Annotated in this window: 27 protein-coding genes; 9 read left to right on the top strand and 18 right to left on the bottom strand. The window is 46.5% G+C overall.

The window, feature by feature from the left end:
- Positions 1–4 precede the first annotated feature (4 nt).
- The 3 genes from QZ918_RS02330 to QZ918_RS02325 form a co-directional block, all read right to left on the bottom strand.
- On the bottom strand, positions 5–226 hold the full coding sequence (locus QZ918_RS02330; RefSeq protein WP_293330597.1) for a DUF433 domain-containing protein: 222 nt from the start codon (positions 224–226) through the stop codon (positions 5–7).
- 125 nt (positions 227–351) lie between these two features.
- Complete coding sequence (locus tag QZ918_RS33225; protein ID WP_527250379.1) at positions 352–621, bottom strand: ParE family toxin-like protein; 270 nt, start codon at positions 619–621, stop codon at positions 352–354.
- Entirely contained in the window at positions 582–848 is a 267-nt protein-coding gene (locus QZ918_RS02325; protein WP_293330594.1) for a hypothetical protein, read from the bottom strand. Before QZ918_RS02325 ends, QZ918_RS33225 begins: the two co-directional genes overlap by 40 nt.
- Before the next feature lie 121 nt (positions 849–969).
- Between QZ918_RS02325 and QZ918_RS02320 the strand changes: the two genes are divergently transcribed.
- Complete coding sequence (locus tag QZ918_RS02320; RefSeq protein ID WP_293330591.1) at positions 970–1,272, top strand: DUF433 domain-containing protein; 303 nt, start codon at positions 970–972, stop codon at positions 1,270–1,272.
- Positions 1,269–1,637, top strand: a complete 369-nt coding sequence (locus QZ918_RS02315) for a DUF5615 family PIN-like protein (protein ID WP_293330588.1) — start codon at positions 1,269–1,271, stop codon at positions 1,635–1,637. The genes QZ918_RS02320 and QZ918_RS02315 overlap by 4 nt, the downstream gene beginning before the upstream one ends.
- Positions 1,638–1,685: 48 nt before the next feature.
- On the opposite strand, the gene QZ918_RS02310 is transcribed toward QZ918_RS02315, so the two are convergent.
- From QZ918_RS02310 to QZ918_RS02300, 3 genes are all read right to left on the bottom strand, one after another.
- Positions 1,686–2,663 carry a heme o synthase gene (locus tag QZ918_RS02310; RefSeq protein WP_293330585.1) on the bottom strand — a complete coding sequence of 326 codons (978 nt, stop codon included), beginning with the start codon at positions 2,661–2,663 and terminating at the stop codon, positions 1,686–1,688.
- 149 nt (positions 2,664–2,812) lie between these two features.
- Positions 2,813–3,724 (bottom strand): COX15/CtaA family protein, encoded by a 912-nt coding sequence (locus tag QZ918_RS02305; protein ID WP_293330582.1) that lies wholly within the window; start codon positions 3,722–3,724, stop codon positions 2,813–2,815.
- Positions 3,725–4,163: 439 nt separating this feature from the next.
- Entirely contained in the window at positions 4,164–4,316 is a 153-nt protein-coding gene (locus QZ918_RS02300) for a hypothetical protein (RefSeq protein ID WP_293330579.1), read from the bottom strand.
- Between the two features lie 205 nt (positions 4,317–4,521).
- On the opposite strand from QZ918_RS02300, the gene QZ918_RS02295 reads away from it, so the two are divergent.
- The 3 genes from QZ918_RS02295 to QZ918_RS02285 all read left to right on the top strand — a co-directional run bounded on the left by QZ918_RS02295 (position 4,522) and on the right by QZ918_RS02285 (position 6,707).
- The gene (locus tag QZ918_RS02295) at positions 4,522–5,952 is read left to right on the top strand and encodes an ABC transporter substrate-binding protein (protein ID WP_293330575.1); all 1,431 of its coding nucleotides are present in this window, start codon (positions 4,522–4,524) and stop codon (positions 5,950–5,952) included.
- Positions 5,953–6,076: 124 nt separating this feature from the next.
- Entirely contained in the window at positions 6,077–6,457 is a 381-nt protein-coding gene (locus tag QZ918_RS02290) for a XisI protein (protein WP_293330572.1), read from the top strand.
- A 73-nt stretch (positions 6,458–6,530) separates the two neighbouring features.
- Positions 6,531–6,707: a hypothetical protein gene (locus QZ918_RS02285; protein ID WP_293147943.1), complete on the top strand. Its 177-nt coding sequence runs from the start codon at positions 6,531–6,533 to the stop codon at positions 6,705–6,707.
- A 117-nt stretch (positions 6,708–6,824) separates the two neighbouring features.
- Here QZ918_RS02285 and QZ918_RS02280 read toward each other — a convergent pair whose 3' ends face one another.
- The 11 genes from QZ918_RS02280 to hflX all read right to left on the bottom strand — a co-directional run bounded on the left by QZ918_RS02280 (position 6,825) and on the right by hflX (position 19,840).
- Positions 6,825–7,208, bottom strand: coding sequence for a hypothetical protein (locus tag QZ918_RS02280; protein WP_293147941.1), 384 nt, complete (start codon positions 7,206–7,208; stop codon positions 6,825–6,827).
- A 93-nt stretch (positions 7,209–7,301) separates the two neighbouring features.
- Positions 7,302–9,806 carry a glycosyltransferase family 2 protein gene (locus QZ918_RS02275; RefSeq protein ID WP_293330569.1) on the bottom strand — a complete coding sequence of 835 codons (2,505 nt, stop codon included), beginning with the start codon at positions 9,804–9,806 and terminating at the stop codon, positions 7,302–7,304.
- 134 nt (positions 9,807–9,940) lie between these two features.
- Positions 9,941–10,063 (bottom strand): hypothetical protein, encoded by a 123-nt coding sequence (locus QZ918_RS02270; RefSeq protein ID WP_293330566.1) that lies wholly within the window; start codon positions 10,061–10,063, stop codon positions 9,941–9,943.
- 467 nt (positions 10,064–10,530) lie between these two features.
- Positions 10,531–11,112 carry a hypothetical protein gene (locus QZ918_RS02265; RefSeq protein WP_293330563.1) on the bottom strand — a complete coding sequence of 194 codons (582 nt, stop codon included), beginning with the start codon at positions 11,110–11,112 and terminating at the stop codon, positions 10,531–10,533.
- A gap of 160 nt (positions 11,113–11,272) precedes the next feature.
- Positions 11,273–13,111 carry a CHAT domain-containing protein gene (locus QZ918_RS02260; RefSeq protein WP_293330560.1) on the bottom strand — a complete coding sequence of 613 codons (1,839 nt, stop codon included), beginning with the start codon at positions 13,109–13,111 and terminating at the stop codon, positions 11,273–11,275.
- A gap of 122 nt (positions 13,112–13,233) precedes the next feature.
- Entirely contained in the window at positions 13,234–13,410 is a 177-nt protein-coding gene (locus tag QZ918_RS02255) for a hypothetical protein (RefSeq protein ID WP_293330557.1), read from the bottom strand.
- 58 nt (positions 13,411–13,468) lie between these two features.
- Positions 13,469–14,602 (bottom strand): Gfo/Idh/MocA family protein, encoded by a 1,134-nt coding sequence (locus QZ918_RS02250; RefSeq protein ID WP_293330554.1) that lies wholly within the window; start codon positions 14,600–14,602, stop codon positions 13,469–13,471.
- 693 nt (positions 14,603–15,295) lie between these two features.
- Positions 15,296–16,270: a glutathione synthase gene (gene gshB, locus QZ918_RS02245; protein ID WP_293330551.1), complete on the bottom strand. Its 975-nt coding sequence runs from the start codon at positions 16,268–16,270 to the stop codon at positions 15,296–15,298.
- Between the two features lie 67 nt (positions 16,271–16,337).
- A complete protein-coding gene (gene grxC, locus QZ918_RS02240; protein WP_293330548.1) occupies positions 16,338–16,598 on the bottom strand; it encodes a glutaredoxin 3 in 261 nt (86 codons plus the stop codon).
- A gap of 303 nt (positions 16,599–16,901) precedes the next feature.
- Entirely contained in the window at positions 16,902–17,510 is a 609-nt protein-coding gene (locus QZ918_RS02235) for a PEP-CTERM sorting domain-containing protein (RefSeq protein ID WP_293330545.1), read from the bottom strand.
- A gap of 767 nt (positions 17,511–18,277) precedes the next feature.
- Positions 18,278–19,840, bottom strand: a complete 1,563-nt coding sequence (gene hflX / locus QZ918_RS02230) for a GTPase HflX (protein WP_293330542.1) — start codon at positions 19,838–19,840, stop codon at positions 18,278–18,280.
- 523 nt (positions 19,841–20,363) lie between these two features.
- Here hflX and QZ918_RS02225 point away from each other — a divergent pair.
- Positions 20,364–20,579, top strand: a complete 216-nt coding sequence (locus QZ918_RS02225; RefSeq protein ID WP_293330539.1) for a hypothetical protein — start codon at positions 20,364–20,366, stop codon at positions 20,577–20,579.
- Positions 20,580–21,006: 427 nt separating this feature from the next.
- Positions 21,007–21,219, top strand: a complete 213-nt coding sequence (locus QZ918_RS02220; RefSeq protein WP_293147923.1) for a chlorophyll a/b-binding protein — start codon at positions 21,007–21,009, stop codon at positions 21,217–21,219.
- 781 nt (positions 21,220–22,000) lie between these two features.
- Here the strand turns inward: QZ918_RS02220 and QZ918_RS02215 are convergent.
- Positions 22,001–23,101, bottom strand: coding sequence for a tetratricopeptide repeat protein (locus tag QZ918_RS02215; protein WP_293330536.1), 1,101 nt, complete (start codon positions 23,099–23,101; stop codon positions 22,001–22,003).
- A 150-nt stretch (positions 23,102–23,251) separates the two neighbouring features.
- On the opposite strand from QZ918_RS02215, the gene QZ918_RS02210 reads away from it, so the two are divergent.
- Together QZ918_RS02210 and QZ918_RS02205 are read left to right on the top strand one after the other, a co-directional pair.
- Positions 23,252–23,578 (top strand): YbjQ family protein, encoded by a 327-nt coding sequence (locus QZ918_RS02210; RefSeq protein ID WP_172184303.1) that lies wholly within the window; start codon positions 23,252–23,254, stop codon positions 23,576–23,578.
- A 257-nt stretch (positions 23,579–23,835) separates the two neighbouring features.
- Positions 23,836–24,459, top strand: coding sequence for a hypothetical protein (locus QZ918_RS02205; RefSeq protein WP_293330533.1), 624 nt, complete (start codon positions 23,836–23,838; stop codon positions 24,457–24,459).
- Positions 24,460–24,732: the final 273 nt, after the last annotated feature.

Here is a 24,732-nt window from a genome sequence, read left to right as displayed (position 1 = left end):
GAATCTACACCCCCATTATAGGAGAAAAATACAGCAGCGCAGCTTTGAGATCGTCAATTTCCAAGTCTGGCAATTCTTCGAGAATTTGTTCAAAACTCAAACCCGCAGCTAGCAACTCTAGGATATCGATGACTCGAATCCGCATTCCTCGGATGCAGGGACGATCGCCACATTGTCTTGGATTCACTGTGATTCTGTCAAACAGATAAGCAACGGATGCTGGCATTGGTTATAATTGTTTGAAACCTTTGTCTCTAGTTTACTTCATTTATCGATCGAAATTCACACCGCGATATAATTCTGCGATCGCCATTTACGGTAGCGGGGGTTGACGAATTCGATCGCCTTAAACTACATCCGTTTCAGTAATTCATCGTACTCGTCGTGTGCACCAATCCAGTACCAGTAAATACGATCGGCTTCCAATAAACCTAAAACACGATAATTGATACTGATACGAGCAGAATAAATCGGTTGCTTCTGACTGACTCGCTTGAACTGAAGACTTGGATGATCGGGATCATCCTGCCAAAGGGCATAAGCTTTATCGGCTTGTTCCTCAACTGATACAGGAAGACTCTCTAGCCGCGTGCGAAATGACTTTGTAACACTTGATTTAATTTTTGTGTTGGGAAAATCTCATCAAGTGGAACCGTTTCTCCTCCCGCAATTTCTTGACGTACCATTGCAGCCATCCGATCCCATTGATCGTCTGTCGTGTCAGCAAAACGAGTTTCCCATTTTTGCTCGTCCTGCAACTCTGCCAAAAACCGAGCCGCGATCGCATCTTGCCGATCGGGTGGGAGTTTTTCGATTTGGGCGATCGCCTGTTGAAGGAGTTCAGTCATGATTTTGTTTGAAACCTGTATCTCTAGCTTACTTCATTTATCGCCCCAAACTCACACCGCGATATAATTCTGCGATCGCTATGCTGTAATAGAGATCAGTCCCTTCAAACTTCCATAGTTTATGACCACAGCAGTATCTATTGACATTGGTACGCTCATTACACGCACTGCCGGACTGCATGGTGGATGTCCCCACATCCTCGGTAAAGGCGTTACCGTTCGCCGGATTGTCACCTGGTACAAGCGAGGATTGAATGCTGAAGAGATTTGCGATCGCATTTCTCATCTCACCCTCGCCGAAGTCTACGCCGCATTAACTTACTATCATGCGAACACCGCAGAAATTGAAACTGATTTGATCCATCAAGCAGCAGAAGCCAAGCGTCTAGAAGCTTTGTACACCAACTTTGGTAAAGAAGCATGAGTGAGATTAAGCTTTACCTAGATGAAGACTCCCAAGATCAGTCTCTTCTACGGGCATTACGATCGCGTCAAGTCGATGTAACCACTGTCAACGAAACTCAAACAGAAGGGTTAATCGACGAAGAACAACTTCGGCTAGCTACCACTCAAAACAGAGTGCTGTACAGTCACAATATTGGAGACTTCTGTCAGTTACATACTGAATTCCTCGTCAGAGAGGAATCTCATGCTGGCATTGCGCTGCTTTCACAAGACTATTCTGTCGGCGAGCAAGTTAAAGCAATTATGGAACTAACTGCGAATAAGACAGCAGAGGAAATGGTGAACCAGTTAGAGTTTTTGGGTAAATATTTGAAAAATAGCTAAATAGCCAGAACCCAGACTTCTATAAGAAGTCTGGGCTCTAACAGAATACTACATCACAACTGCACTAATGAAAGTGTGCACGTTGTGGACAACAGCAGTAGTGAAGTTGTGAGTCGCAGGCAAACTATCAACCACAATTCCAGCGCACAATAGCATCAGGTACAGAATAGAGTATTTAAAGAGCGATCGCGCCACCTTCTTATCTTCTGGAGTCTGCAACAGCAACCAAGCCTTTTGGGCAAAAATAGCACCGAGGAAAATAGCTGTTCCCGCATACACCGGGCCCGCCAAATTCAGCGGATAAACAAACAGCAAAGTTGCTGGAAGCATCAATAACGTGTAAATCCAAATTTGGCGGGCTGTCTCTTCGTCGCCTTCAATTACCGGCAACATCGGCACTCCTACTTCCTTGTATTCGTCGCGAATCATCATTGCTAAGGCCCAAAAATGCGGCGGTGTCCACAGGAAGATAATCCCAAATAGCAGCCACGCACCCCAACTCAAATCTCCTGTCACCGCAGCCCAGCCAACTAGCGGCGGAATCGCCCCTGCTGCACCGCCGATGACGATGTTTTGCACGCTGTGGCGCTTCAGCCAGTGGGTGTAAATTAAGACGTAGAAAACGATGCCAGACATCGCTAGCAATGCTGCTAATAAGTTGGCAACTACTGTTAGTAATGTAAAGGAGATTGTCGCTAGGGCGATCGCAAATATCAAAGCATCCCGTTTCTTAACCCGCCCGGAAGGAATCGGCCGCCACCGGGTGCGCTCCATAATATAATCGATGTCGCTGTCGTAGACGCAATTAATCGTATTAGCAGACGCGGAAGCTAAAGCGCCTCCTGCGATCGTTGACACCAACAATAGTGGATCGACTTCTCCTTTGGCGGCCATCCACATTCCGGCTGATGTCGTGATTAGCAGCAGTAAAATAATCCTCGGCTTTGTGAGTTGGTAGTAACTTTTCACGACTTGCGAAAGGTTTTCGTGGAGGCGAGGGGTATTGTTTGTAAGAACTTCTTGCATTTGTGATTAATTATTAGTTGTTAGTTGTCATTGGTCATTCAGTCCGCGGAGGCGGAATTCGTTTGTGTAGTAGCGGTTTCAACCGCCGAATCAATGAACTTTGTTTGTGTAGTAGCGGTTTCAACCGCCGATTAATTAACGCGCCCCTCTCAAGCTGATAAAACCCGATCGCGCCACGACAAAACACTAAAAGCTAGCAGAGTTCCCAGCAAGGCTGCGCCGACTGCTTGGTGGGCGACTGTCAGCGGTTCTACCTGAAGGTGCAGCCGGAAAGTGGCCAATCCCAAAACTAATTGAGCAATCAGACAAAGACTCGCTAAATTCCCTAATTTTCGCAAATTTGCATTGAGTGCTGGTTGCCGCCAAGCCATCACTGATACTGCTAAAGTTGCTGCGGTAGCGGGTACGATGCCGGCGATGTGGCTGTTCATTACCGAACACAATTCTGACGAACCAAAACATTGATGCAGCGCCCATCTAGAGCCGACTAATGCTCCTAGCAGACTTTGGAGATAAACTAGCAGTGCTGCGATCGAACTTACCCATGCTAATTTGCCTGTATTGCCCGTAGCTTCGTAGGGAGTCAGCATAAAACCGATCGCTAGCAGGGCGCAAAAAAACAGTAAAGCCGTTCCCAAGTGAGCGGTAACGATGTCAAATCGCAGCAGTTGAGTCACGGTGAGGCCGCCCAATATGCCTTGAAAAACTATTAAAAATACTGCGCCGGCGCTGGCGAGGGGCAGCCAGGAAGGCAGGCGGCTGCGGTAGAAGACAGAAAGTGCTAAAAGGGCGATCGCGCTTAAGCCAATTGCTGCTGCATCCAAACGGTGAAACCACTCCAGAAATACCTGCAAATTCATTTGCGCTGCGGGTATTAATTGACCGTAGCACAGCGGCCAGTCGGGGCAAGCGAGCCCCGCATTCATGACGCGCGTGGCGCTGCCTACTGCCATCAACAGCCAGGTTGCGATCGCAATTTTCCACACTAGGCCGCGGATAATATCTTTTGGCTGCCACTGCACTCCTGCTGCGTTTGGCTGATTTAAAACTGAGTTTGCCATGAACTTTACCTTAGCCTTTGTTATCGATCGAGCTTAATTAAATATTGCCGTTTTGCTTGGGCTGAGCTTAGCCGAGCTTAACACTCTTTTTCTCTAACAAACCGTCATCTTTACTACCTTAGCGACACTTTTATGCAATTAGTTTGTCTTTAGATTTTTTTCAACTTTCCTGTTTATATTACAAAAGATTTCAGGATTTTTGCTAAACTTCAAAAAACTTTAATCTTTCAGCACCATCCGTGATGGTTGATAACTCCCGCACTGTCGGGTTTTTGTTAAAAAATAAAGATATAATTAAGAAATAGCTTATTAATAAAAAAATGTGATATCTAGCGTTCAAAAGTGTTTAGATCCTCACACTTTTTGAAAGTCACACTGGATACAGCAGAAAACCCTCAGCCTGGTTTTTGGTATTTTTCGATCGATTCTGGTTAAATAATCATAGCCGTTGGCGATCGCACGGACAAGGCCTCATCACCTTAGTTTTTTTACTATTTCGGCTGGCTGCAACCAGTGTATTTTCGTCCATCAAACCCCGTTGCTCGGTACCCGTGCCTCTATGACTATCTAAGATTATTAAAAAAAATGTCAAAATATAATTAGATTGGTTTTTCTCCCTCCTGCCTCTTCCCTCTTCCTTATTGTTACTCGATCCCATAACTGTTATAGCCTTCTTCCCTCTTTCTTCCTTCTTCCGACTTCCATCGGACTTCTATCCGTTACATCCGTTACTTGCATCCGTTGCCGAACTTCCTTCTTCCTTACTTCCTAAACCTAAAATCTAAAATTGTGCAGCCATGTCCCAAAAAAACGAAACCGCTGTTTTGGTATTATCGCTATTAATTACGATCGCCCTAGCCGGTGCAGGCATTTGGTGGCTGACAAGCCGCGGCGGCATTCCTGGAGGTTCATCACCCGAAAATCAGACATTTTCCAACTCCCCCACGGGGAATTCATTGCAGTCAGAGCAGCAAATTCAGCAGCGTCTGAGTGCGGGAAAAAAATTGTTAATTTCTGAAAAAGCAAGCACAAAGAAACAAGCAGCAGTAGAGGCGATCGCCTCTGGCAACTACAACGCCGCTATTTCTGACTTAGAAGCTTCGCTGCAAGCTAATCGCAACGATCCCGAAGCACTAATTTACCTCAACAACGCCCGTATCGGCAACCAAAAATCCTACACAATTGCCGCAGCGGTTCCCATTGGCACCGATATCAATGCTGCTCAAGAAATTCTGCGGGGAGTCGCTCAAGCTCAAAATGAAATCAACCAAAACGGCAGCATTAACGGGACTCCATTAAAAGTGGTAATTGCTAACGACGACAACAACCCAGAGATTGCCTCGCAAATTGCCAGTGCGATCGCAAATAACTCAGAAATATTAGGAGTAATCGGGCATTTTGGTTCGGACACAACCCTAGCAGCGAGCAAGATTTACCAGCAAAATCAATTAGTAGCAATATCTCCGACAAGTACCTCTGTGCAGCTTTCAGGAGTTGGTAGCAATATATTTCGGACAGTGCCGAGCGATCGATTTGCGGCGAATGCTCTTTCCCGTTATATGCTGACAAAATTGCAAAAGCAAAAAGTTGCTATATTTTTTAATTCTGCCAGCAGTTACAGCAAATCTTTAAAAGATGAATTTACTACTGCTGTTTACGGAGATGGCGGACAAATAGTATCGGAATTTGACTTTGCTAAGGGGAATTTTAATGCTGCCGAAAGCGTTAAAAGTGCGATCGCCCAGGGAGCAGAAGTCATGATGTTAGCGTCCAATTCGTCCACTATCGACCAAGCTTTGCAAGTAGTGCAAGTCAACGCCAAACGGCTGCCGTTACTAGCAGGAGACGGCGCTTATAGTGCTAAAATGCTGCAAATTGGTGGCGCAGGAGCCACAGATATGGTGTTGGCAGTTCCTTGGCACATTCTCGCAGATCCGCAGTCAAACTTTCCCCAAACCTCGAAACAACTTTGGAATGCTGAAGTCAGTTGGCGCACAGCTTTAGCTTACGATGCAGCGATCGCGCTAATTGTCGGTTTAGGGCGCAATCCGACTCGCACAGGCATTCAACAAGCTTTATCTGCGTCGGATTTTTCGGCAACAGGAGCATCGGGGCCGATTCGATTTCTACCTTCGGGCGATCGCAATCGAGCAGTTCAATTAGTAATTGTCAAACCGGGAAATCGCACCAGTTACGGTTATGAATTTGTGCCGATATCCGGTTTGTAAACTATTTGCATTTTATTGGGAATGTTGTAATACCAAATCTATTAGCATCGGAACATTAACGTCCAGTTAACTGTCAACTGTCAACTGTCAACTGTCAACTGTTACAATAGGAGGCTATTGTTCAATGGCTATAGAGCAATATCGGCAATACATTCGTCATCTACTTTCAGAACGGCGAGAGCGGGCTTCGAGACTATACAACGCCCAAGAATATGAAGTGCAAACTCTTTTCGATAGCGAGCAAGATCGTTATCAATTGCTGTATGTTGGTTGGCGTGGAAATAAACGCGATTTTGGCTGTATTCTACATCTTGACATCAAGGGTGGAAAAATTTGGATTCAGCATGACGGTACTGAAGTCGGAATTGCCAACCAACTTGTCGAATTGGGAGTGCCTAAAGAAGATATTGTTTTAGCATTCCATGAACCGGAAATACGTCAGTTTACTGATTTTGGCACAGGGGAAGTGATTCGCGAACAATTGCCCTCAGTTTCGGGTAAGTGAAATGGTGTAACCGATCGGGTGAATGAATTATTTCTACTAGATAAGATTGACAGAAATCTAAAATTTTAAAGTCATGTCCCAAAAAAATAAAGTTCCAGCGGTCATTTTGTCGCTGTTAATTACGATCGCCCTAGTAGGTGGAGGTATTTGGTGGCTGACTGGCCGCAGCCGCCCAAATCTCCCAGTTTCATCACCGCAAACCCCCAATTTACCCTACGCCCCGACGCCAAAACCGCCACCATCATTTTAGGAGAGAGTTTGATACTAACAGTCCTTGACACACCAAGGTGAAAACCCGGCTTTTGAATCAATATCTATCCGGATATATCCGCGATATTTGAGAAAAACCGGGTTTTTCAACCTAATTTTAAAGAGGATTTACAACAAGAATACCTTTACCGGGGCCTTCCTTAATTTCAACCCTAGATACTTGTCCGCTACCTGCATAAAATGTTATGTCTGCTTTCGATCGAGATGGCATTGATTCCCAAACACCATCTTTTGAGAACTCCAGATTAGTTGTGAACCCATCATCCCAGACAATTGTAATTTTGTTTGGATTCTGCTTCACTGAACAGCCTATTGTTTGTGCTTGTCGTTGATTCTGTCCGTAAAAACTGCATTTAGAGCGAAAATTCTCAGGAGGGTTTTTGGTTTCGGCTTGAACACCAACACTTAAAGCGGTGACAGATGCTAGGAGCAAATTCGCCACCAAAACCGCTTTATAAAACAAGAATGAGTTGAGCTTCATGGATTGAGTAATTTCGAGAAAAATAACTAACTTTCATGTTACCCCAATATTCATACTGTGAGATTTTAATCAGGATCTAACAGCGAGATATGGCTAAACTTGCGAAACTGCGATCGCCCTAACTGGCCTGTTTCTCTCAAAAATAGCCCTCGGCTTGAAAGCAATTCTCAACAACAGCCACAGCGAGTGCCATTCTCCGGGCGTTTCCTGGCGCTTCCACTGCCCTGGGCGACAGTACAGCATTTCGATCAAACAGCGGTGTTGGCTCATGTTTAGGCGATCGAACGCAATTCGCACAGTCGGAAATTCCGCAACACTGCACCCTGCTGCATCCCGAAAACTCGACTCCAAGTGAGATTTATCGCTAACCAACTCAATCTTAGCCACAGGAATCAAACATTTCTCTTCCATAATTTCCAGAGTCGCCGAGTCGCAATCAATCAAATGGTTATCAAAACGAGCTTCGGTGTCCAACTCCATCACAGGCGGCGCTACGGATATCTTCGCTTTGACTGCTACGCTGCGAGCGATCGCTCTGATTTTACCCTGCGATAAACTTGTCTCAGCGGCATATTTGGGTAACATCTCTGCTGCGGTAAAACTCTGTTTGCTCCCTTTACCTTTGATCGCAAAACTCGGCCGTTCAGTCAGAGCAACTTCAGCGCCACTTTCTGAAATTACAGTAGTTATTCCCCAAAAACTTTTACCTCCCACATTCAACTGCACCACCCTCCGCAAATTGAACCATTCGTATATATCCGGCTTAGGAATATCCACCAAGATTAGCAGCGCAATTCCCAGCATCAGCAGGTTGTAAACGCTCCAAATCCAGCCCGCACTCACACCTTTTAACAAATCAGCACTTGCTGGTATTCCCTGCCAACTGCCCGTATGTTTAACTAAATGAATGCTTAAATTATGGAACAAACCGAATGCTGTAGCTGCGAACAAGACAATCAAAGGCCATCCCAAATTCCAGTTAAAACTAAAGCGATCGCTCGCAATTCCTTTTGGCGTCACCTTAAACCCTTTCTGAAAGGGATTGAGCATGGCACTCACCACCGTCACCGCCAAAGGAATACACTGGACGAACGAGTAAACATCTGATAGCAAAGCCGATCGCGATTTGCGGTTCAGCCAAGAAAACACAGTAACTTGCACCAAATAGTAAGGCAGGAAAAAGTAGATTAATTCCCGCGCATTTGTCCGCAAAGGAAGTACCCCAAGAAACGCATAAGCTAAAGGCATCAACAGAAACACAATCCTGCTTAAACTGGTAAACCAGTGCAGCAATCCTTCCAGGTGACACAGCCTTTGTACGAATCTCAGGCCGCGAATCGTTAAAGGATTGGAATCAATAAAAAATGCCTGAAGGGTGCCTCGCGCCCAGCGCAATCTTTGAGTTAGATGGGCTTCTATATTTTCAGCAGCCAAACCAGCACTCAATTTTTCATCTAAGTAAACTAAACGATACCCGGTGGCTGACAACCGAATTCCGGTAAAATAATCTTCGCAGATTGAATTTGTGACAAAGCCTCCCACTGTTTCTAGCGCGCTGCGCCTCATTACAAAAGACGTGCCAGCACAAACTACGCTATCTGCACTATCTTTGATGATTTCAATTTGCCTGTAAAATACTTCTTCTTCCGGCACCAGCACATTTTCTAAACCTAAATTCCGGGCAATGGGATCGTGGTTGTAAAAGCTTTGCGGTGTTTGCACGAGGGCGATTTCTGGATTTTGAAAAAAGCCAACTGTTCTTGTTAAAAAGTTTTTAGTGGGAATGAAGTCGGCATCAAAAACTACAATGAGTTCTCCATTTGTTAGGCTTGTGGCGTGGTTGATGTTACCAGCTTTGGCGTGACTGTTATCTGGTCTAGTTATATATTTGCATCCCAGTTCTTTGGCTAACAATTGGATTTCAGGGCGCTTTGTATCGTCAAGCAAATATACTTGTTTGTTAGGATAATCTAAAGCTTGACAGCCGATGACTGTGCGCCTCAAAATAAAAATTGGTTCGTTGTAAGTTGGGATGAAAATGTCTGCGGACGGGGCAAAGGTTCCCTCTGCAACTGCAACAGCCATGCGATCGGCTTCTCGATGCCTGTCTTTCATTCTCAGCATTAAATACATTTGAATGCTGCTGCTGACAACCATCAGCATTTCTAGGAAAAATAGTCCCAAACTAAAGATACCGTTGAGGGGATCGCTTAAATTTAGGGTAACTAGCGATCGCCACAAAACGTAGCGAATGGTTAAAGCCAAAACTATGCCAACTACCACAGCCCGCGACCATTTCTGTGGTTGAGGCGAAATTTTCATCGCAGCTAAAGCAACCGAGACGAGGGCGAAAGTCGGTACAAACAAATACATCTTGCTTGCCGCGGGTACTTGGAGCCATACAGGCGGGTTTTGCTGCCAAGTATTGATTGTGGCAAAAATACCGCTGACTGTACCTTCACCGCTCAACCAGGCTGCGGCGATCGCACCTGCGAAAGCAACTACCCCCAACACGACTAGCGTTGCCACCTGTACGTGCGAAATCCACCTAAAAAAGTGGCGTTTCAAGTCTTGAAGGTCACATCTTGAATTTCTCATAAAATTTGCAATTCCCGATCGTATCTGCAACTGTCAAGGTTTCCTGCTGTTCACTTTTTAATCCCGTTGAAAATTCCGACACACCCCACTGACGATATTTACATTTTTTAACATTCTGACAATTTTATGATAGTTCACTGGCTTGCTGATGGCAAACTACTCAGCAATATCCAGTCCAGGCCAAGTATAGCAACAGCTTGTTGAGATTGTGTGCGATCGCACAATACAATTGGTTCGATTGGAATGCTAGTGCTCATAAAATTCTGCGGACTAAAGTCCTCACTACAAACCTGGTTCGATCTTCGGAATGCACGTGCTCATAAAATTCTGCGGACTAAAGTTCACACTACAAACGTGCCTCCCTATAAACCAATACGGTTTACTTAACACTTTTTGGGGAAGTTCATCTGACGATTTTATAGGCAGTACAGGATTTTTTGGCAAGTCAGATCCTTCTTAAGTCAACCGTATTGCCCTATAAACCAAATTTTTTGCCCCATTTCTGATGGTTTTTCCTGTTTACTGCCAGCATTCTTCGACTTTTTGCAGTTATTTCAACCAAAAAATATCATGTCTACAAATCAAATAGGATTGCTATCGTTTGAGATAGCAATCCCTAGGGGCTAATAATTAGACGAATGTGACATCTAACTAAAGGTAGATTGATTTTATATTAATTTTTAAAATTACCGCGATCGCAGAATAAAAAACTAGCCGTCAAAAACTAATCAGAAATTTCTAATTGCGAGATTGCATAGCGGGCGACAGCCAAACCAACTCTCGCCTGTTCTATTTCCGACAATTGGGCCCAAGGTCTTCTAGTCTCCATCACCACTTCCACTGCGGACGAATCAGCCTCTCGCATCGCATAAGCCAAAGGACGCGCCAACACCTGCAAATCTTCCTCAGCCCACTGAGGCAAAATATCTAACACGCACTCAACCATTTGGTCAGCTAAAGATTGATACTTAACAGTTGCGTTTTGGACGCTTTGAGCGATGCAGGCTAGAAAATCTTGAGGAACCCGAGCAAATTTTTCGCGCAAAGATTTTTGCAAAGCAGTAGTCAGCCAAACTTGTTCTAATTGAGTGAATAAAACTTGCGACTTTTCGGCAATATCGCTATCGCTGAAGGAATCAAACAGGGCAAATTCTTGCTCTAGATCGGTTAAATAAGATTCTGATTCAAGCTGTGCAGGATTCCAAGGATAAGCAACATCAGTCTGAACTATTGTGGTGAGAAGTTCCATCTGCGCCTGAGTTTGTGAGTCGCGAAAATATTGAGAATCAGGAGATTGGGTAGCCATGATGTAATACCTAAGTAGTTCAAGTAAAATACAGAAGGTGGACTCTGCCAAGTGCTAGTTGCCAGTGGTGAGTAACTGTTTTAACTTCAGACTTGAGACACGGGCGTCGAGAACTTTGGTGTCCCGATCGCCGATTGCCTTCATTAGCTACACCCGCACCTTAATTAGTTCCGCAATCAGTCTCACTGTAGCCCGAAGTTTTTGGAACCTCAATAGTGAATTCAAAAATCTGACCTTGAGAACTGCCAAATTTTAGCTGAGTACCCGATTGCAGCAGCAGTTCTTGGTGGTGAACTCTCACCCATCCGTCTGTACCCAAAACTAGAGTCCCGTAGCGGGAAAAATCGCGCAGGAAGTAGCTAGGTTCGCCCCCGCGATCGCCGATGCTGTTGCGGCAGAAAATCTCCGCGTGTTTTTGAGAAACCCACTGTTCTCGAATCACTACGTCGTTTTCTTCCCAGCGTCCAACTCGAACCATACCAGCGGTAATGGGCCAAACCTGATTGCCAGATTCGCTAGATTTGACATTTGGTCGATCGCGCCCCCGCAAGTAAGCACAAGACGGCAAACGTCCCAGCCAAGTAGAAGAATTCAAAGGGAGTTCAGTTTTCAGGTCATCTACCGGTTCAGTCAGTTGACCGTCAAACTCTGGGTGCATATACAGTACGGGCAACGTCCAAGCCGGTTGATTGAACTTGTACAGTGTCAGTAGCTGCTGTCTGGCGATGGCGACGGCGCGATCGATCGACATTCGTCCGGCCAAAGCTTGGGCAAAAGTTTGGATAAAACTCAGGGCTTCGCGATCGGCGATCGAGTCCCGCATCCCCAACACCGCCGGCACCCCGTGATGGATCAGCACCTCAGCCAAACTGCTGCGGGCGATCGCCTGTTGCTGGCCGTTATTTGAATGCAGCCTCTCCACCGCCGGCTGAGCTCCCCAGCAGGCATTAAACACCGCCAGCGTCACCCGGCATCGAACCAAAACCTGAGCCAATTCAGTACCGTTAATCGCCGTGTCCGGCCCCAAAAACAGCAAGCCACCGTCAGGCCCAGGTATCCCGTGGCCGGCGTAAAACAGAATGTTATAAGCTTGCGTTTCCAGCCGAGAAATTAGTTCCGCCGGAGTAGGTTCGATCAGAGTATCGACGCGAGTCGGAACGCTGATGTCGAAATATTTACCGCTGTCGTCGGTTTGAAAAGCACTTTCGAGAACCCCAGCAAGGGCGACTGCTTCTGCTTCCAACTGCAAATGACGATGATTGCCCCTAGAAAATTCTGAATTTGCACCGCGGCCGGGTTCTGCTTGTCCCAAAACGAGCAAAATGTTGAGGGAATCGGCAGGACGCAGGGGCGGTAAAGGCTCAACATTGCTGGTAGTGCGGCTGAAAAGCAGTTGCTGCGACAGAGAAATGGCCGGTTGACCGGCTTGAGGCTGCATAATTTCCCAAGGTAGGGCAATCAAATACGGTTCGCGCAAGTCTATGCGGACTCGCAGGGGTAGATTTTGCCCGATCGCGATACCTTTACTTTCCTGGAGACTGCCCTGAATCGGCCCTTCAAACAGCCACTGCCAAAGATCGATCCCCAAATGCTGCATCAGGCGACTGCTGTAGCTAGGAGGTGGCGGTGGCGGATTCTGCTCGCCCCTCTCCACCAACCCCCCTTGACTGAGGTGGAGCGGCACAGAGGGCATAATTGGAGGGATTTGTAGAGATTGAGCAGTTCGTTTTTCAGTTTCTGCCAGTAGATTTTGGTTGTTTTCCGGGGAGACTAAACTGCCATCAGGATTTAGGGGCAATTCGTGAATTGTCCCTGACGGGGAAAACATTTCCTGCCAAGCTTTCCAAGATTGGGACAGGGCCAGCGGCCACATACAGTCGTGGTGAACGTACCCACTGGGATAGGGAGCTTGTAGAACCCAAGTGGCAAAATGGTTTGCCCCAGCGGTTCTCAGGCGAGCGATCGCTATACTGAGGCAAGGACTTTCAGGGCGCGCCATTCACAACTACCGAATCTGGATAAAGGGATCGATTGAGTTTCTCTATTAGTAGTTTATCCGGTTTGGGGTGCGATCGAGTGGGCGACATTGCTTTGTAAGTTTTTAATGAAGCATCTCAATTTTCATAAAAAGCCTTTTTTTATAGTGCGAGCCTCCTCACCCGCCAGCGATGCAAGACTCGCGAGCGAGGACAGCACTCTTAGAAGCAAAACTGAGATGCTTCGGTTTTTAATCTTACCTAAAAGAATTGGTTGAAAGCCGGAACCCGGAGCAGGAGAAATTAAAATCAGACTATTCATTACTCCAATACTCTTCCTTCTAGGTAGAGGTCGCTCTCCCATGGTCAACTGTCAACTGTCAACTGTCAACTGTTGAACTGACACCCAAAAATTTATCTAAATTCGGTACATCCACCCAAGTTCCCGTAGCATTTGACTCCTGGGTCAAATCCATCAACAACTGCGAGTAAACCCCTTCTTTGAGGGACGGTATCAAAGATTTCCCCGCATCAATTGCTTCAACCCACCTGTCTACTACTCGAACAAACGGTGCAATTCTCCCGTCTGGATAAACTTGAGGAAACTCCAATCTCTGAGGAATCTTAATTTCAGCTAAAGGTTCTCCAGCTTGGGAACCCCACAAGCGAAATCCGTGCACGTAGTCCTGCTGATTGTCGCTTCCCAAAACCAAAGTACCCTTACTGCCGTAAATTTCGACCCAATGTCCCCGCCCTTGATAAGTAACCGAACTCAAACAAACTTGACAAGGAGTTCCCCCAGCCAATTCCAGCATCAACGTGCAAGAATCATCGGCATCAACTGGTTTTAAATTTCCCGAATCGTTCGGATCCGGCCGCGCCGAAATTCCTGTAATCAATTGCCCTGAAAGCCTCTGCACGGGGCCGAACAGCCAGCTAATATAATCAAAAACGTGGGAACCTGTCGCGCCCAAAACTCCGCCACCTCGCTCTTTTTGTGCGTACCAATTCCAAGGGCGAGTCGCATCAGCGCGGCCGGACACCAACCAATCAATTTTAATTAAACGCTTTTCTCCTACATATCCTGCTGCTAATAATTCTGCTAGCATTTGCCATGCGGGAATGAACCTAAACTCAAAGTCCATGGTGGCAATTGCTTGGGTTTGAGATTCGCTGTTTGCTAATCGGTAAAGTTCCCTAGCTTCATTAGCTGTCAGGGCTGTCGGTTTTTCTAATAATAAATGTTTCCCTGCTTCTAGGACTGTTTTTGCCATTTCAAAATGCAAAAATGGCGGCGTGGAAATGCTGACGCCCGCTACTTGTGGGATCGCTACTATATCTGCGATCGAGTTGCAAGCGTAGGGGATGTTGTGGGCGGTGGCGATCGCCTGAGCTTTATCTAAATTTCGGTGATACACAGCCACAACCTCTGTCCGGTGGTGGGTTTGAAATCCGGGCAGGTGCACTTTTTGACCGAAACCTGTACCGACTACTGCAACGCCAATTTTTGACATGATTTAATAATTGAGGGTTGGGATTGGGGATTCAGTCTTTGATTGAGAACTCAACCGCAGATTGAAGGCAGATTAACGGAGATAATTTTAAGATAAGAAAGCTTCGGAGTGCAATGTTTTCTCCTCGCATACAAGCTTGCCAAGATATGAACTTCTGACAATATTGTGAAATGCACCGAGTTTTTTTGTGATTTTGTTAAAAAATTTGTCCTAAAAAAGTAACTATTACCTATTGATTTTTCGGGATTATCGGGATATTATTATTTAATAATGGGAGTGGTGACTTAAATTTTAATTTGGTCGCCACTCCCATTATTAAATAATACCTTTTCAAATGATCAAAGTCAAGCTTTTTACCCTAAAAAAAAGGCGATTTTTTTTGTTATTTTACAAAAAAAATAATTGACATATGAGTAATTCTCCGTTATTAGACTTCTTGCAAAAATAGTTAGAGATTGCAGGGTGCGTCAGCTCATAGCATGATTTTTAGGCGGGTATCGAGAGGGAGCATCTCAGTTTTGCATTTATTATAGTGCGAGCGTCCCCGCTCGCAAGTTGTAGAATACGCGAGCGGGGACGCTCGCACTCAAAGAAAAAATGCTTTTTACAAAAATGAGATGCTCCCGTATCGAGAAAGAGCTGACGCACCCTACTACTTATAAATAACAATTGACAATTGACAACTATCAACTGTCAACTGTCAACTGTCAACTGACTAACCACCCATTCAATTACTTGTTTGCCCAAACTCACCTCATCAAACAAATCGATTTCTCTGATGCCTGTAGGGCTGGTGACATTAACCTCGGTGAGATAACCGCCAATGATATCAATGCCGACAAAGTACAGTCCGTCTCGTTGCAGCACTGGTGCTAACTGAGCGCAAATTTGATGTTCGCGATCGGTAATTTCTGTTTTTGCAACTCTGCCGCCGACGGCCATGTTGCCTCGAAATTCATTGCCGGTGGGAATGCGATTGACTGCGCCGATGGGCTTGCCGTTCAAGAGGATGATTCGTTTATCTCCGTCTTTTGCTTCGGGCAGATAAGTCTGCACCATCACTGGAATTTTGCCTTGTTGAGTGCTAATTTCAACCATGGAGTTGAGATTGCGATCGCCCGGTTCCAAGAACAAAATCCCCTCGCCAGCTTTGCCTCCCAATGGTTTAAGAACTGCCGCTCCCTTTTTCTCCACAAATTGCCGAATTACCTGCTTGTTTTGAGAAACAATTGTTTCTGGGATCGCTCCTTCAAATTGCAAAGCATACATCTTTTCATTGGCCGATCGCAATCCTTTGGGACTGTTAACTACCAAAGTTTTAGCGGGATCGATGCCGTCTAGAAGATAAGTCGTGTAGAGGTAGGGAACGTTGACTGGGGGATCGGTACGCATAAATACTGCGTCCATTGCTTCGAGTGGGCCCAATGCAGGCTGTTCCACCTGATACCAAGCCTCAGCCGCCTCCCAGCGCCCTTCTACTTGTTTGACTGGGGTGAGGGCTACTTTAGTCAACATTGCCCAGGTTTTGCCGCCAATGATGCTTAATTCGTTGGCTTGAGTCGCCCACACTTCGTGACCCAATTCTTGAGCTGCCTCCATCAGCGCTACGCTGGTATCATGTCCTGGAATTAGTCGATCGAGCGGATCGATGATGAATGCAAATTTCATGGTGAGTGACAATTTAAAAATGGTCGTAGAAAAATCTGGCAAAATAGAAGATTCAAGGACAAATACTTTATTCTGCTAAGAGCGGATCTAGGATTCCTCGAGCCTCGAGTGCGTGGATATCGTCGCAGCCGCCTACGTGTTGGTCGTTAATGAAGATCTGGGGCAGGGTGCGGCCTCCGTTGGCTCTATCGGTCATGCGATCGCGTGCTGCTGCGTCTCCGTCGATTGCGTACTCTGTAAATTCAACCCCTTTTTGCTTCAGCAGTGCTTTAGCACGAATGCAAAACGGGCAGGTTCTCCAAGTGTAAATTTCTACTTTAGGTGTCATCGGACGCTCATACAATAACGATATTTTTTTATTGTAATCTTAACTAATCTTATTTTAATTTTTATATATAGCAGCCGCGCCCGACGGTTACGAAGTTCTCGCATTGTACTTTCCCGATGCGATCTCTTGCTTTTGACTTCACGACCTTCGATCGCTAAACTCTTCTTCCTTCTGCTCCAAGTGTACCCTGCAAGCTGTAAAGTAATTATCTATACATTTTTTATGATTTCACCTAAAAACAAAAAAACACTCGCGCTTCAAGAAACGGAGAGATGTTGAAAACAAGCAGCAGCTTGGGCCTGCTTACCGTTGCTGACCGACCTGCTTGTTTCGTTTTCTGGCGGAACACATGATTCCTGCGCCTGTCAGCAGGAGTGCTACCACAGTACCCGGTTCTGGGATAGTTGTTCTCCTAATGACGGGGGGGTTTATGTAGTTTGGCAATCTCGGCGATGGCACCGGTATCGGCGGAACTGGCGATGGTGATGGTGATACCGGTGGTATGACCGGTGGTATGACCGGCGTGGGTAATATCGGTATCGGGGTTGATGGTGGTGGTGAGGCTACCGGTGGTTCCGGTACTACGGGCTCTACTATTATGGGGCTTGGTGATTGGACTACCGGCACTTCCGGCACTACAGGTTGTAAGATCGGTATCGGTGCTGGTGCTGGATCTACCAGCGCTTCCGGTACCGCGTCTCGCACGGGTGCTGGTGATGTCGGTACTTCGACTGGTACGGGTGTTGGTGATTGAGGGCTGAGGGAATTATCAGGGACGCAGGCACTTGAATAGTTTCCGGGCCCGCACACATCGACTGCTGCTGAAGCCGGAGGGGCGGCAGCTAGATAGTAGAACCCTGTTGCCATTGTGGCAGAGATTCCAATTGCTAGTTTTGCCAGTGGCGTACACATAACTATTTAGTTAAACAGTGGTAAAATCGGAGAATAGAAGTAGTGCTAGAGATTAGCGCTGCACGGCGGGCATAGATTTTAGAGTTCTTACCATAAATTGATGTTTTCTCTCCCGGACGCCTGTAATAGATAGTATAGCGCTTGAGGCGATCGCCCAAACACTTTGGTCGTCTTATTTTATTTGACCCTAGTCGCCTAGGGTGGTTTGCACCGTCTGGCAACCTCTGAGCCAAGAGCCCTTACAGCTATTAAAAGAGAGTTTTTACGATACTTTTTTGCTCACATTTGCTAACAAATACATAAGTTGAGATCGGATCTCGAACCTTGCGCGTATCAACCTATGCCCGTAAAAATTTTTACAAGCACTTATATTCTTGCGTTCAGCTTGGTTATCGCTTAGCGCTATTAGCCAATCTGATTATTTACTTTGATACTGTAGAGGCAACTTATTGATATAGCGGTTGCGTACTACCAAGGTTTTTCACCTACATCTGAGTGGGTAAATTCATTCTATATGATACGAAGACCTATGACAAATGTAAGCGATCGTCCGTGCAAATGTCCGAAAAAGTCTTACTGTTAATCAACCTTGAGCGCCGCCTCCTGAAGTTAAGTATGCAACCGATCGCAAAGTGGCTCTGATGTATTCTAATTAGCAATCCACAATCTGACTATTCTTTTATAGTCTCATGCTTCCACGAGATCTGTCCTCAGTATATGTACGTGTATTCCCGAATGTCAACTACTGAAAAGGAATATTTAAGTATTTACCGAGGGTAGAGGGCGTATTGAATGAGCTGGGCTAGTCGATCGCGCAGGCTTTCCATGCCTAGACCTTTGGCCGCCGAAATAAATACGGCTTGAGGAAACTCTTCTCGGGCGAGAGCAAGAGTATTTCCGTCTACGGCATCGATTTTGTTAAATACTACAAGGGCAGGCCCGGGAGTTACGGGCATATCTGTCAAAATATTCATGACGGAGCGAATTTGGCTCTGCCACGCGGGATGCGAAAGATCGACAAGGTGCAGCAAAGCATCGGCATCTGTAACTTCTTCGAGGGTAGCCCGAAAAGCGTCGATCAATGAGAGGGGCAATTCGCGAATAAATCCCACTGTATCTGTGAGGACGAGCGACAGCGGTTCGCCGGTGAGCGCACCAGGAATCGTCAGTTTTCGGGTGGTGGGGTCGAGGGTAGCAAATAATTGGTCGGCTGCGTATACCTCGGAATTTGTGAGCAGGTTGAGCAGAGTCGATTTGCCTGCATTGGTATAGCCGACGATCGCCACTGAGGGTACGTCATGGTGGTGGCGGTTCTGCCGCAGCCGGAAGCGGTGGGCTAGGAGTTGATTGACTTCTTGCTGCAATCTTGAAATGCGTTTGGCGATCGTCCGCCGTTCGGTTTCGAGTTTTGTTTCCCCTGGGCCTCTGGTACCGATGCCCCCGCCCTGTCTCGATAGTGCTTGACCGCGACCTGTGAGGCGGGGCAGGTTGTACTGTAGTTGAGCGAGTTCTACTTGCAATTTGCCTTCGCTCGATCGCGCTCTTTGGGCGAAGATATCGAGAATTACCTCGGTGCGATCGACGACACGAATACCAATCTGAATTTCCAAGTTGCGTATTTGTGCGGGGGACAAGTCGCGATCGAATACCACGAGGTTAGCGCTAATCGTTTGAGCGGTGAGGGAAATTTCTTGAATTTTGCCTTCGCCGACGACTGTCTGCGGGTGGGGGTTCGATCGCTTTTGACGCACTGTTTGCAATACCTGACCTCCGGCGCTTTCCACCAGCCGCGTGATTTCTGCGAGTCCGTCCTCAAAATCCAGCAGAGTCACGTGCTGAGTCATCACACCAACCAGCAGCACTTTGTCTTGGTCTGCATCTACTTGTTTGGCGACAAATTCTGCTTGAAAATCTGCTTCGAGTCCTTCCACCAACTCCAGAAAGTCTTGGTCTGCGAGGTCGTCCAAACTCAGTGGTTCTGATATTTTCCAGGGAAAGTTTTGAGTTTTGATGGGTGAGTTTTGAATTAAAGGCTCTTCTATTTCCTCACTTTTACTTGAAGCTGGTTCTAACTTAGCGCTCAACACAGAGAACTCAAAATTTGGTCGGTCTCCCTGGGGTATGAGGTGAACCAGATAAGTGTCTTGGATGTAACCGGTCGCACCGCCGCCGCGGCGCTGAAATCCTCCGCCGCTCAGAGTCAGCCAAACCAGGGCGTCGAGGCGCTGAATTGCCATGGCGGTGATGGCTGCTTCGCTAGGGATTTCGGGCTTCAAGTGGGTGGCGATGCAGCGAATGCCACTGAGGCGGCCTCCCCCGTAGCGGGGCAATTCTAGGGGCGCAATCTGCGTTTGGCGGGGCGTACCGACGCCGACGCGAATTACTTGTCCGCGACGGTTGATGTAGGTGCAGATTGGCTTGTCGATTTCGGTGCTGATGGCGGCGACGCGCTGTGCGAATTCTGCCGTGGTGATGCGATCGCCCGGTAGTCGCTGGTGGTAAAGCTTTTCGAGTTGTTTGAGTTGGCTGGATTTGAGACCCTGAAGATTGCCGTAGATGGTTTCGATAACTGTTTCTCCCTCGCGCTCTGTCTATTTCCTATTTTAGTTAACTCAAGGGCGATCGTGTTCTGTTTGGCGGTTGAAATTGACTGATTTTTTTTTCCTGTAGCTTCTCGCGGCTTCAGTATTGTCGAGTCACAACGGCCGTTGTTTGTCGCAGCAGGGCTTCGCAAGCTTTTCACAGCAGCCATCTCAACTTGCAGTTGTCTTTAGCTATCTCGCGGGAAGCCCCGCGCTCTATCTGAAAGATGAGCGTCGGGATGAGAGCAGGGCTGTTGACGACGCTCCCTGAATGAATTGGGCGTTGCCCAACAGACTCGCAGGAGATAGAGGAAACAGTCAGTTAACCTCCTGGATTGTCGAAAACCTTGAAATGCCCTCAGAGAATTTTTTTCACGCTATATTGTCAATGGTCGTTGACCCGCCCGACTGCTCGAACAGACAGGCTACAGTAGCGGTCAAACGCTTGCCACAGCAAGACCAGAGTTCGGGGAAGGAATACGCCTAGCCCGTTGGCAATTGCCGTAAATCCATGGTGTGTTGTGCGAGTAGAACTTAAACTCCTTGGGACGCAGGGAGTCTGCCCGGTCACTATCACGGGATAGTGAAAGAGTCAGTAGCAATGTGTTGATTGATTCAAGCATTGACTAAAACCTCTGGATGCGGTGTAAGACCAACACTATCTTCGGATAGTAGAGGCAACGGCGGATGAAACGGGAAGCCCGCACTGTATGCATAGCATCAATGTCGGGTACGTCACTATCTACCGATACAGGCGATCGCGGAAAAAATAGTTTTCAACAAAACTTAACACGTTATTTTGGTCTCAAAATCCTCCTTTAGACTTGTATGTATTTTGCACCTATGGACAGATAGCAAACTAGAAATTAGGTCGCTACGATGATAGGCGAAACATTGTTAAGGAATGTAAAAACATGGAAACTCGTCCTACTAACTTACCTCCTACCGCTAATGCCTACAACGGCAAAGATCGGAACGCCTTTTTGTTTGGCTTAAACCCACAAGCAGAACTTTGGAACGGTCGCTTAGCGATGATCGGTTTCTTAGCTTATTTGCTTTGGGACATGGCTGGATATAGCGTTCTGCGCGACATACTTCACTTTCTGCCTACCTACATCGCTCACTAATAACGAGCATTCTATCCTGTCTGGTAGTATGAGGAAATGCCACAACTGCCAGACAGCCTAAAAGTTACAAATGGCAGCGAGTAGGATTTTGTCCCTTTGTATTTTTCGTTACTTTTGAATGGCATTAACAGACTTCTTGCTCTGATGCGATGATTCTGCGTAGGGGCGAGAGGAGTGGCGGGGTGAATATTGATAGACAAACAGATATTGTTCATGTTTCATGTTTCATGTAGATACAGAAGAGTATTTATTACACCTAACTCGTTATATTCACTTAAATCCAGTTTGTGCTAATATAGTTAAAAAAGCCGAGGATTGGGAGTTTTCTAGCTATCAAGAATATAGCGGTTTTCACAAAGATTCGCGGACGTTGTTGGGAAGAGAGCCCTCTTGATTTCAGCGGTTATGTAGGCTGTCAGCCATACCTCATCTTTTTGAGAAAGGCTATATATTGATTTGCGCCAGGGTAGTTTGCCTAAAATAGATCGAGTGCGATCGCAATTTCAGTCAGCAGATGCTTATCGTTACTTTTTAGAAGATTTAACTAGCGATAAATTAATCCAGCATTTAACCTTTGAAGAATAGAAAGAACCTACGCGCATCCAAGAAACCCGGTTTCTGAGTTCCACGCGCAAGCGTCCAAGAAACCGGGTTTCTCTGAGAATTTACGCCTCTTCACGAGATTTTCCGAAGAAACCCGGTTTCTGAGTATCGCGCGATCGGGGATTGTTGATTCTGACCCATCAGAAACACTATCAACTATCAACTATCAACTGACTAATTACTTCAGTTCATTAAGCGCAGCCTCGGCTTTTTGTGCGCCATCATTGTTGCCTTGCTGGCGGTAAGTGTCTAGGGCTTGTTGAAAAGCTTGAATTGCGTCGGATTTGCGATCGCGCGCTTTGAATGCTTGACCCATGTTGTAATAAGCTTCTCCTCGGGCTGGATCGAGCTGGATCACTCGCCGAAAAGTGATAATTGCTCCTGAAAAATCTTGTTTTTCTAGTTGAATTTCCCCGATTGCCACGTATGCGCTCACTAGATTCGGTCGCACGTCAATCGCTCGCTTGTAAGCTATAATCGCTCCTTCTAAGTCGTTTTGAGATCTGAGAAGTTCGCCAATTTCTAACTGTACTTCGGGATTCCGCGGCTCTAGTTTTGACGCTTCTTCAAAAGCTGCTAGCCCTTCGGAAGTGTTGCCACTACGCAGCAAAGCAGTACCTAATTTTAACTGAATGCTGGCTTGTTTGGGAGCGAGTTTGGCTGCTTGTTTGAGTACGGTGACAGCACTGGCAAAGTTTCCCTGCTGGATCAATACTAAACCCAATGAAGAATAAGCTTGCCAACTTTTCGGATCGAGGGCGATCGCCTCTTGGTATGCTTTAAATGCACCGCTGTAATCTTTTTGCTGAAACAGCACCACTCCGAGTCCAATTCGGGCGTTGACATTTTTGCGATCGAGCACAGCGGCGCGACGGTAAGCTGCTGCTGCTGCGGGATAGTTTTGCAGGTTCGCCATAGCATATCCTAAGGCGTATTGAAAGTCAGCATTTTTCGGTTCCAGACCGATCGCCTGTTGGTAAAATTCCACTGAGGCTTGATAGTTTCCCTGACGCGCTTGTAGGTAGGCAATACCGGAAAAAATGCGCGGGTTTTCCGCATCTAAACGGGCTGCTTGTTGATAAATGGCGATCGCCTTGCTGTAGTCTCCTAAATCTACCAACTCGCGTCCTTGTCGCAGCAGACTATCTAAATTTGCATTATTTTTAGGTTGAACTTCCTCTGGTGTGTCTGCTGAGAGCGCTATCTGCGGCGTTGCGATCGCGAATCCCGCTACCAAAAGTGTACTGAATACCAAGAGACTTTGTTTGTGGACGGCCATTTTTTTCAAAGAGTGTGTGGATTAAAAGAGCGAATTGCTGTCAGCTTAACAAGCTTACAGCTTAGGGTTTGCCTGGAATCTTTGAGCGGGGAGATGTAGTAAACCTACAGAAATCGACCAACTCAAAATTTTCGCACTTGAGGCCAACTGATGATTGTAACAACAACTGATATCATCCAAGGAGCAGAAATTCAATCTTACTTGGGAATTGTAACTGCCGAGGTTGTCTACGGCACCAACGCCCTGCGAGATTTTTTCGCGGGGATTCGCGACATCATCGGCGGGCGCACCGGCAGTTACGAGGAAGTGTTTCTCAAAGGACAGCGAGATGCCCTCGCGGAACTCGAAAAACGAGCCCAGCGCCTGGGTGCTAATGCCGTGATCGGCGTGGAAGTTGACACGGGCACGATTAATGTAGACTCTTCGGGGGCTTTGCTGTTGATTACTGCTGTTGGGACGGCTGTCAGATTGCGTTAAGCCGCCTTTCCTATATACATCAGCGAAGTTCTTTAACTGGATAAAATAGTTATTGGTTGTCAGCCATCAGTCATCAGTTATTAGCTAATAGCTGCTGGCCCAAAGCTGATGACTTTTTACTTTATTTCTTCAGACATAGATACTGGTTATTTCCCCAGGCAGATATGGTTTCTATCAATCTCAGCCACAATCAATGCTTAGGTGAAAGATTGTTAAAGATAGAACCAATTCTCAAAGGACAAAGGAAAGGAAAAGCTATGGCATACGTAAATAGACCAGTAGACAACGTTATTACCGAGCCGACTCTAGTTAAGCCGGTCCTGGAATATCACGATTTAGTACGGTGGGGCCCAATTTTTTCAGGTTTGGTAATTGCGATCGGCACACAACTGGTGTTAAGTGCATTGGGTGCTGCGATCGGTTTGAGCAACATTGCTAATTCAGGAGCTCCCCGCAGTATAGCCGGTAGCGTGGGTACCGGAGTAGGAATTTGGTCGATTATCAGTTTATTAATCAGCTTGGGCGTTGGCGGTTGGGTAACTGCACGCGCTTGCGGCCCGATGAACCGCAGCACCGCGCTTTTGAACGGAGCAATTTTGTGGGCAACTACCTTAACAATTGGCTCTTGGCTGTTAGCAAATGGTGTAGCCGGGACTTTTGGTGTTGTAGCAGCGAATGCCGGAGAAGCGATTAATCAAGCGCAGCAAGGTAATGTGAATCTCCCCAACCAAGCACCTAGCGTTTCTGCTCAGGATGCTCGCAATATTGCTGAAAATGCCGCGAAAGCTGGTTGGTCATTTTTGTTCGGCTCGTTATTGGGTTTGGTTGCTTCAATGGCTGGAGCATCTGCCGGCGCCCGTACTCCCCGGAATCATTTGTAAAAGTTTGGTCAGACAATCAAACTTCATGTTGATAAAAGCACTTTTTTTAAGGTGCTTTTTTATTTTCTAGGTTCGTAGTCAGGACTTTAGTCCTCTCCAAATGCGGACTAAAGTCCTCACTACAAACCCATAATAGAGGTTCGTATTCAGGACTTTAGTCCTCTCCAAATGCGGACTAAAGTCCTCACTACAAACCCATAATAGAGGTTCGTATTCAGGACTTTAGTCCTCTCCAAATGCGGACTAAAGTCCTCACTACAAACCCATAATAGA

The organism is Microcoleus sp. CAWBG58, from assembly GCF_020883045.1.
Taxonomy (GTDB): Bacteria; Cyanobacteriota; Cyanobacteriia; order Cyanobacteriales; family Microcoleaceae; genus Microcoleus.
Note: the sequence above shows the minus strand (reverse complement) of the source record. Positions and strands in the feature narration are given on the sequence as shown.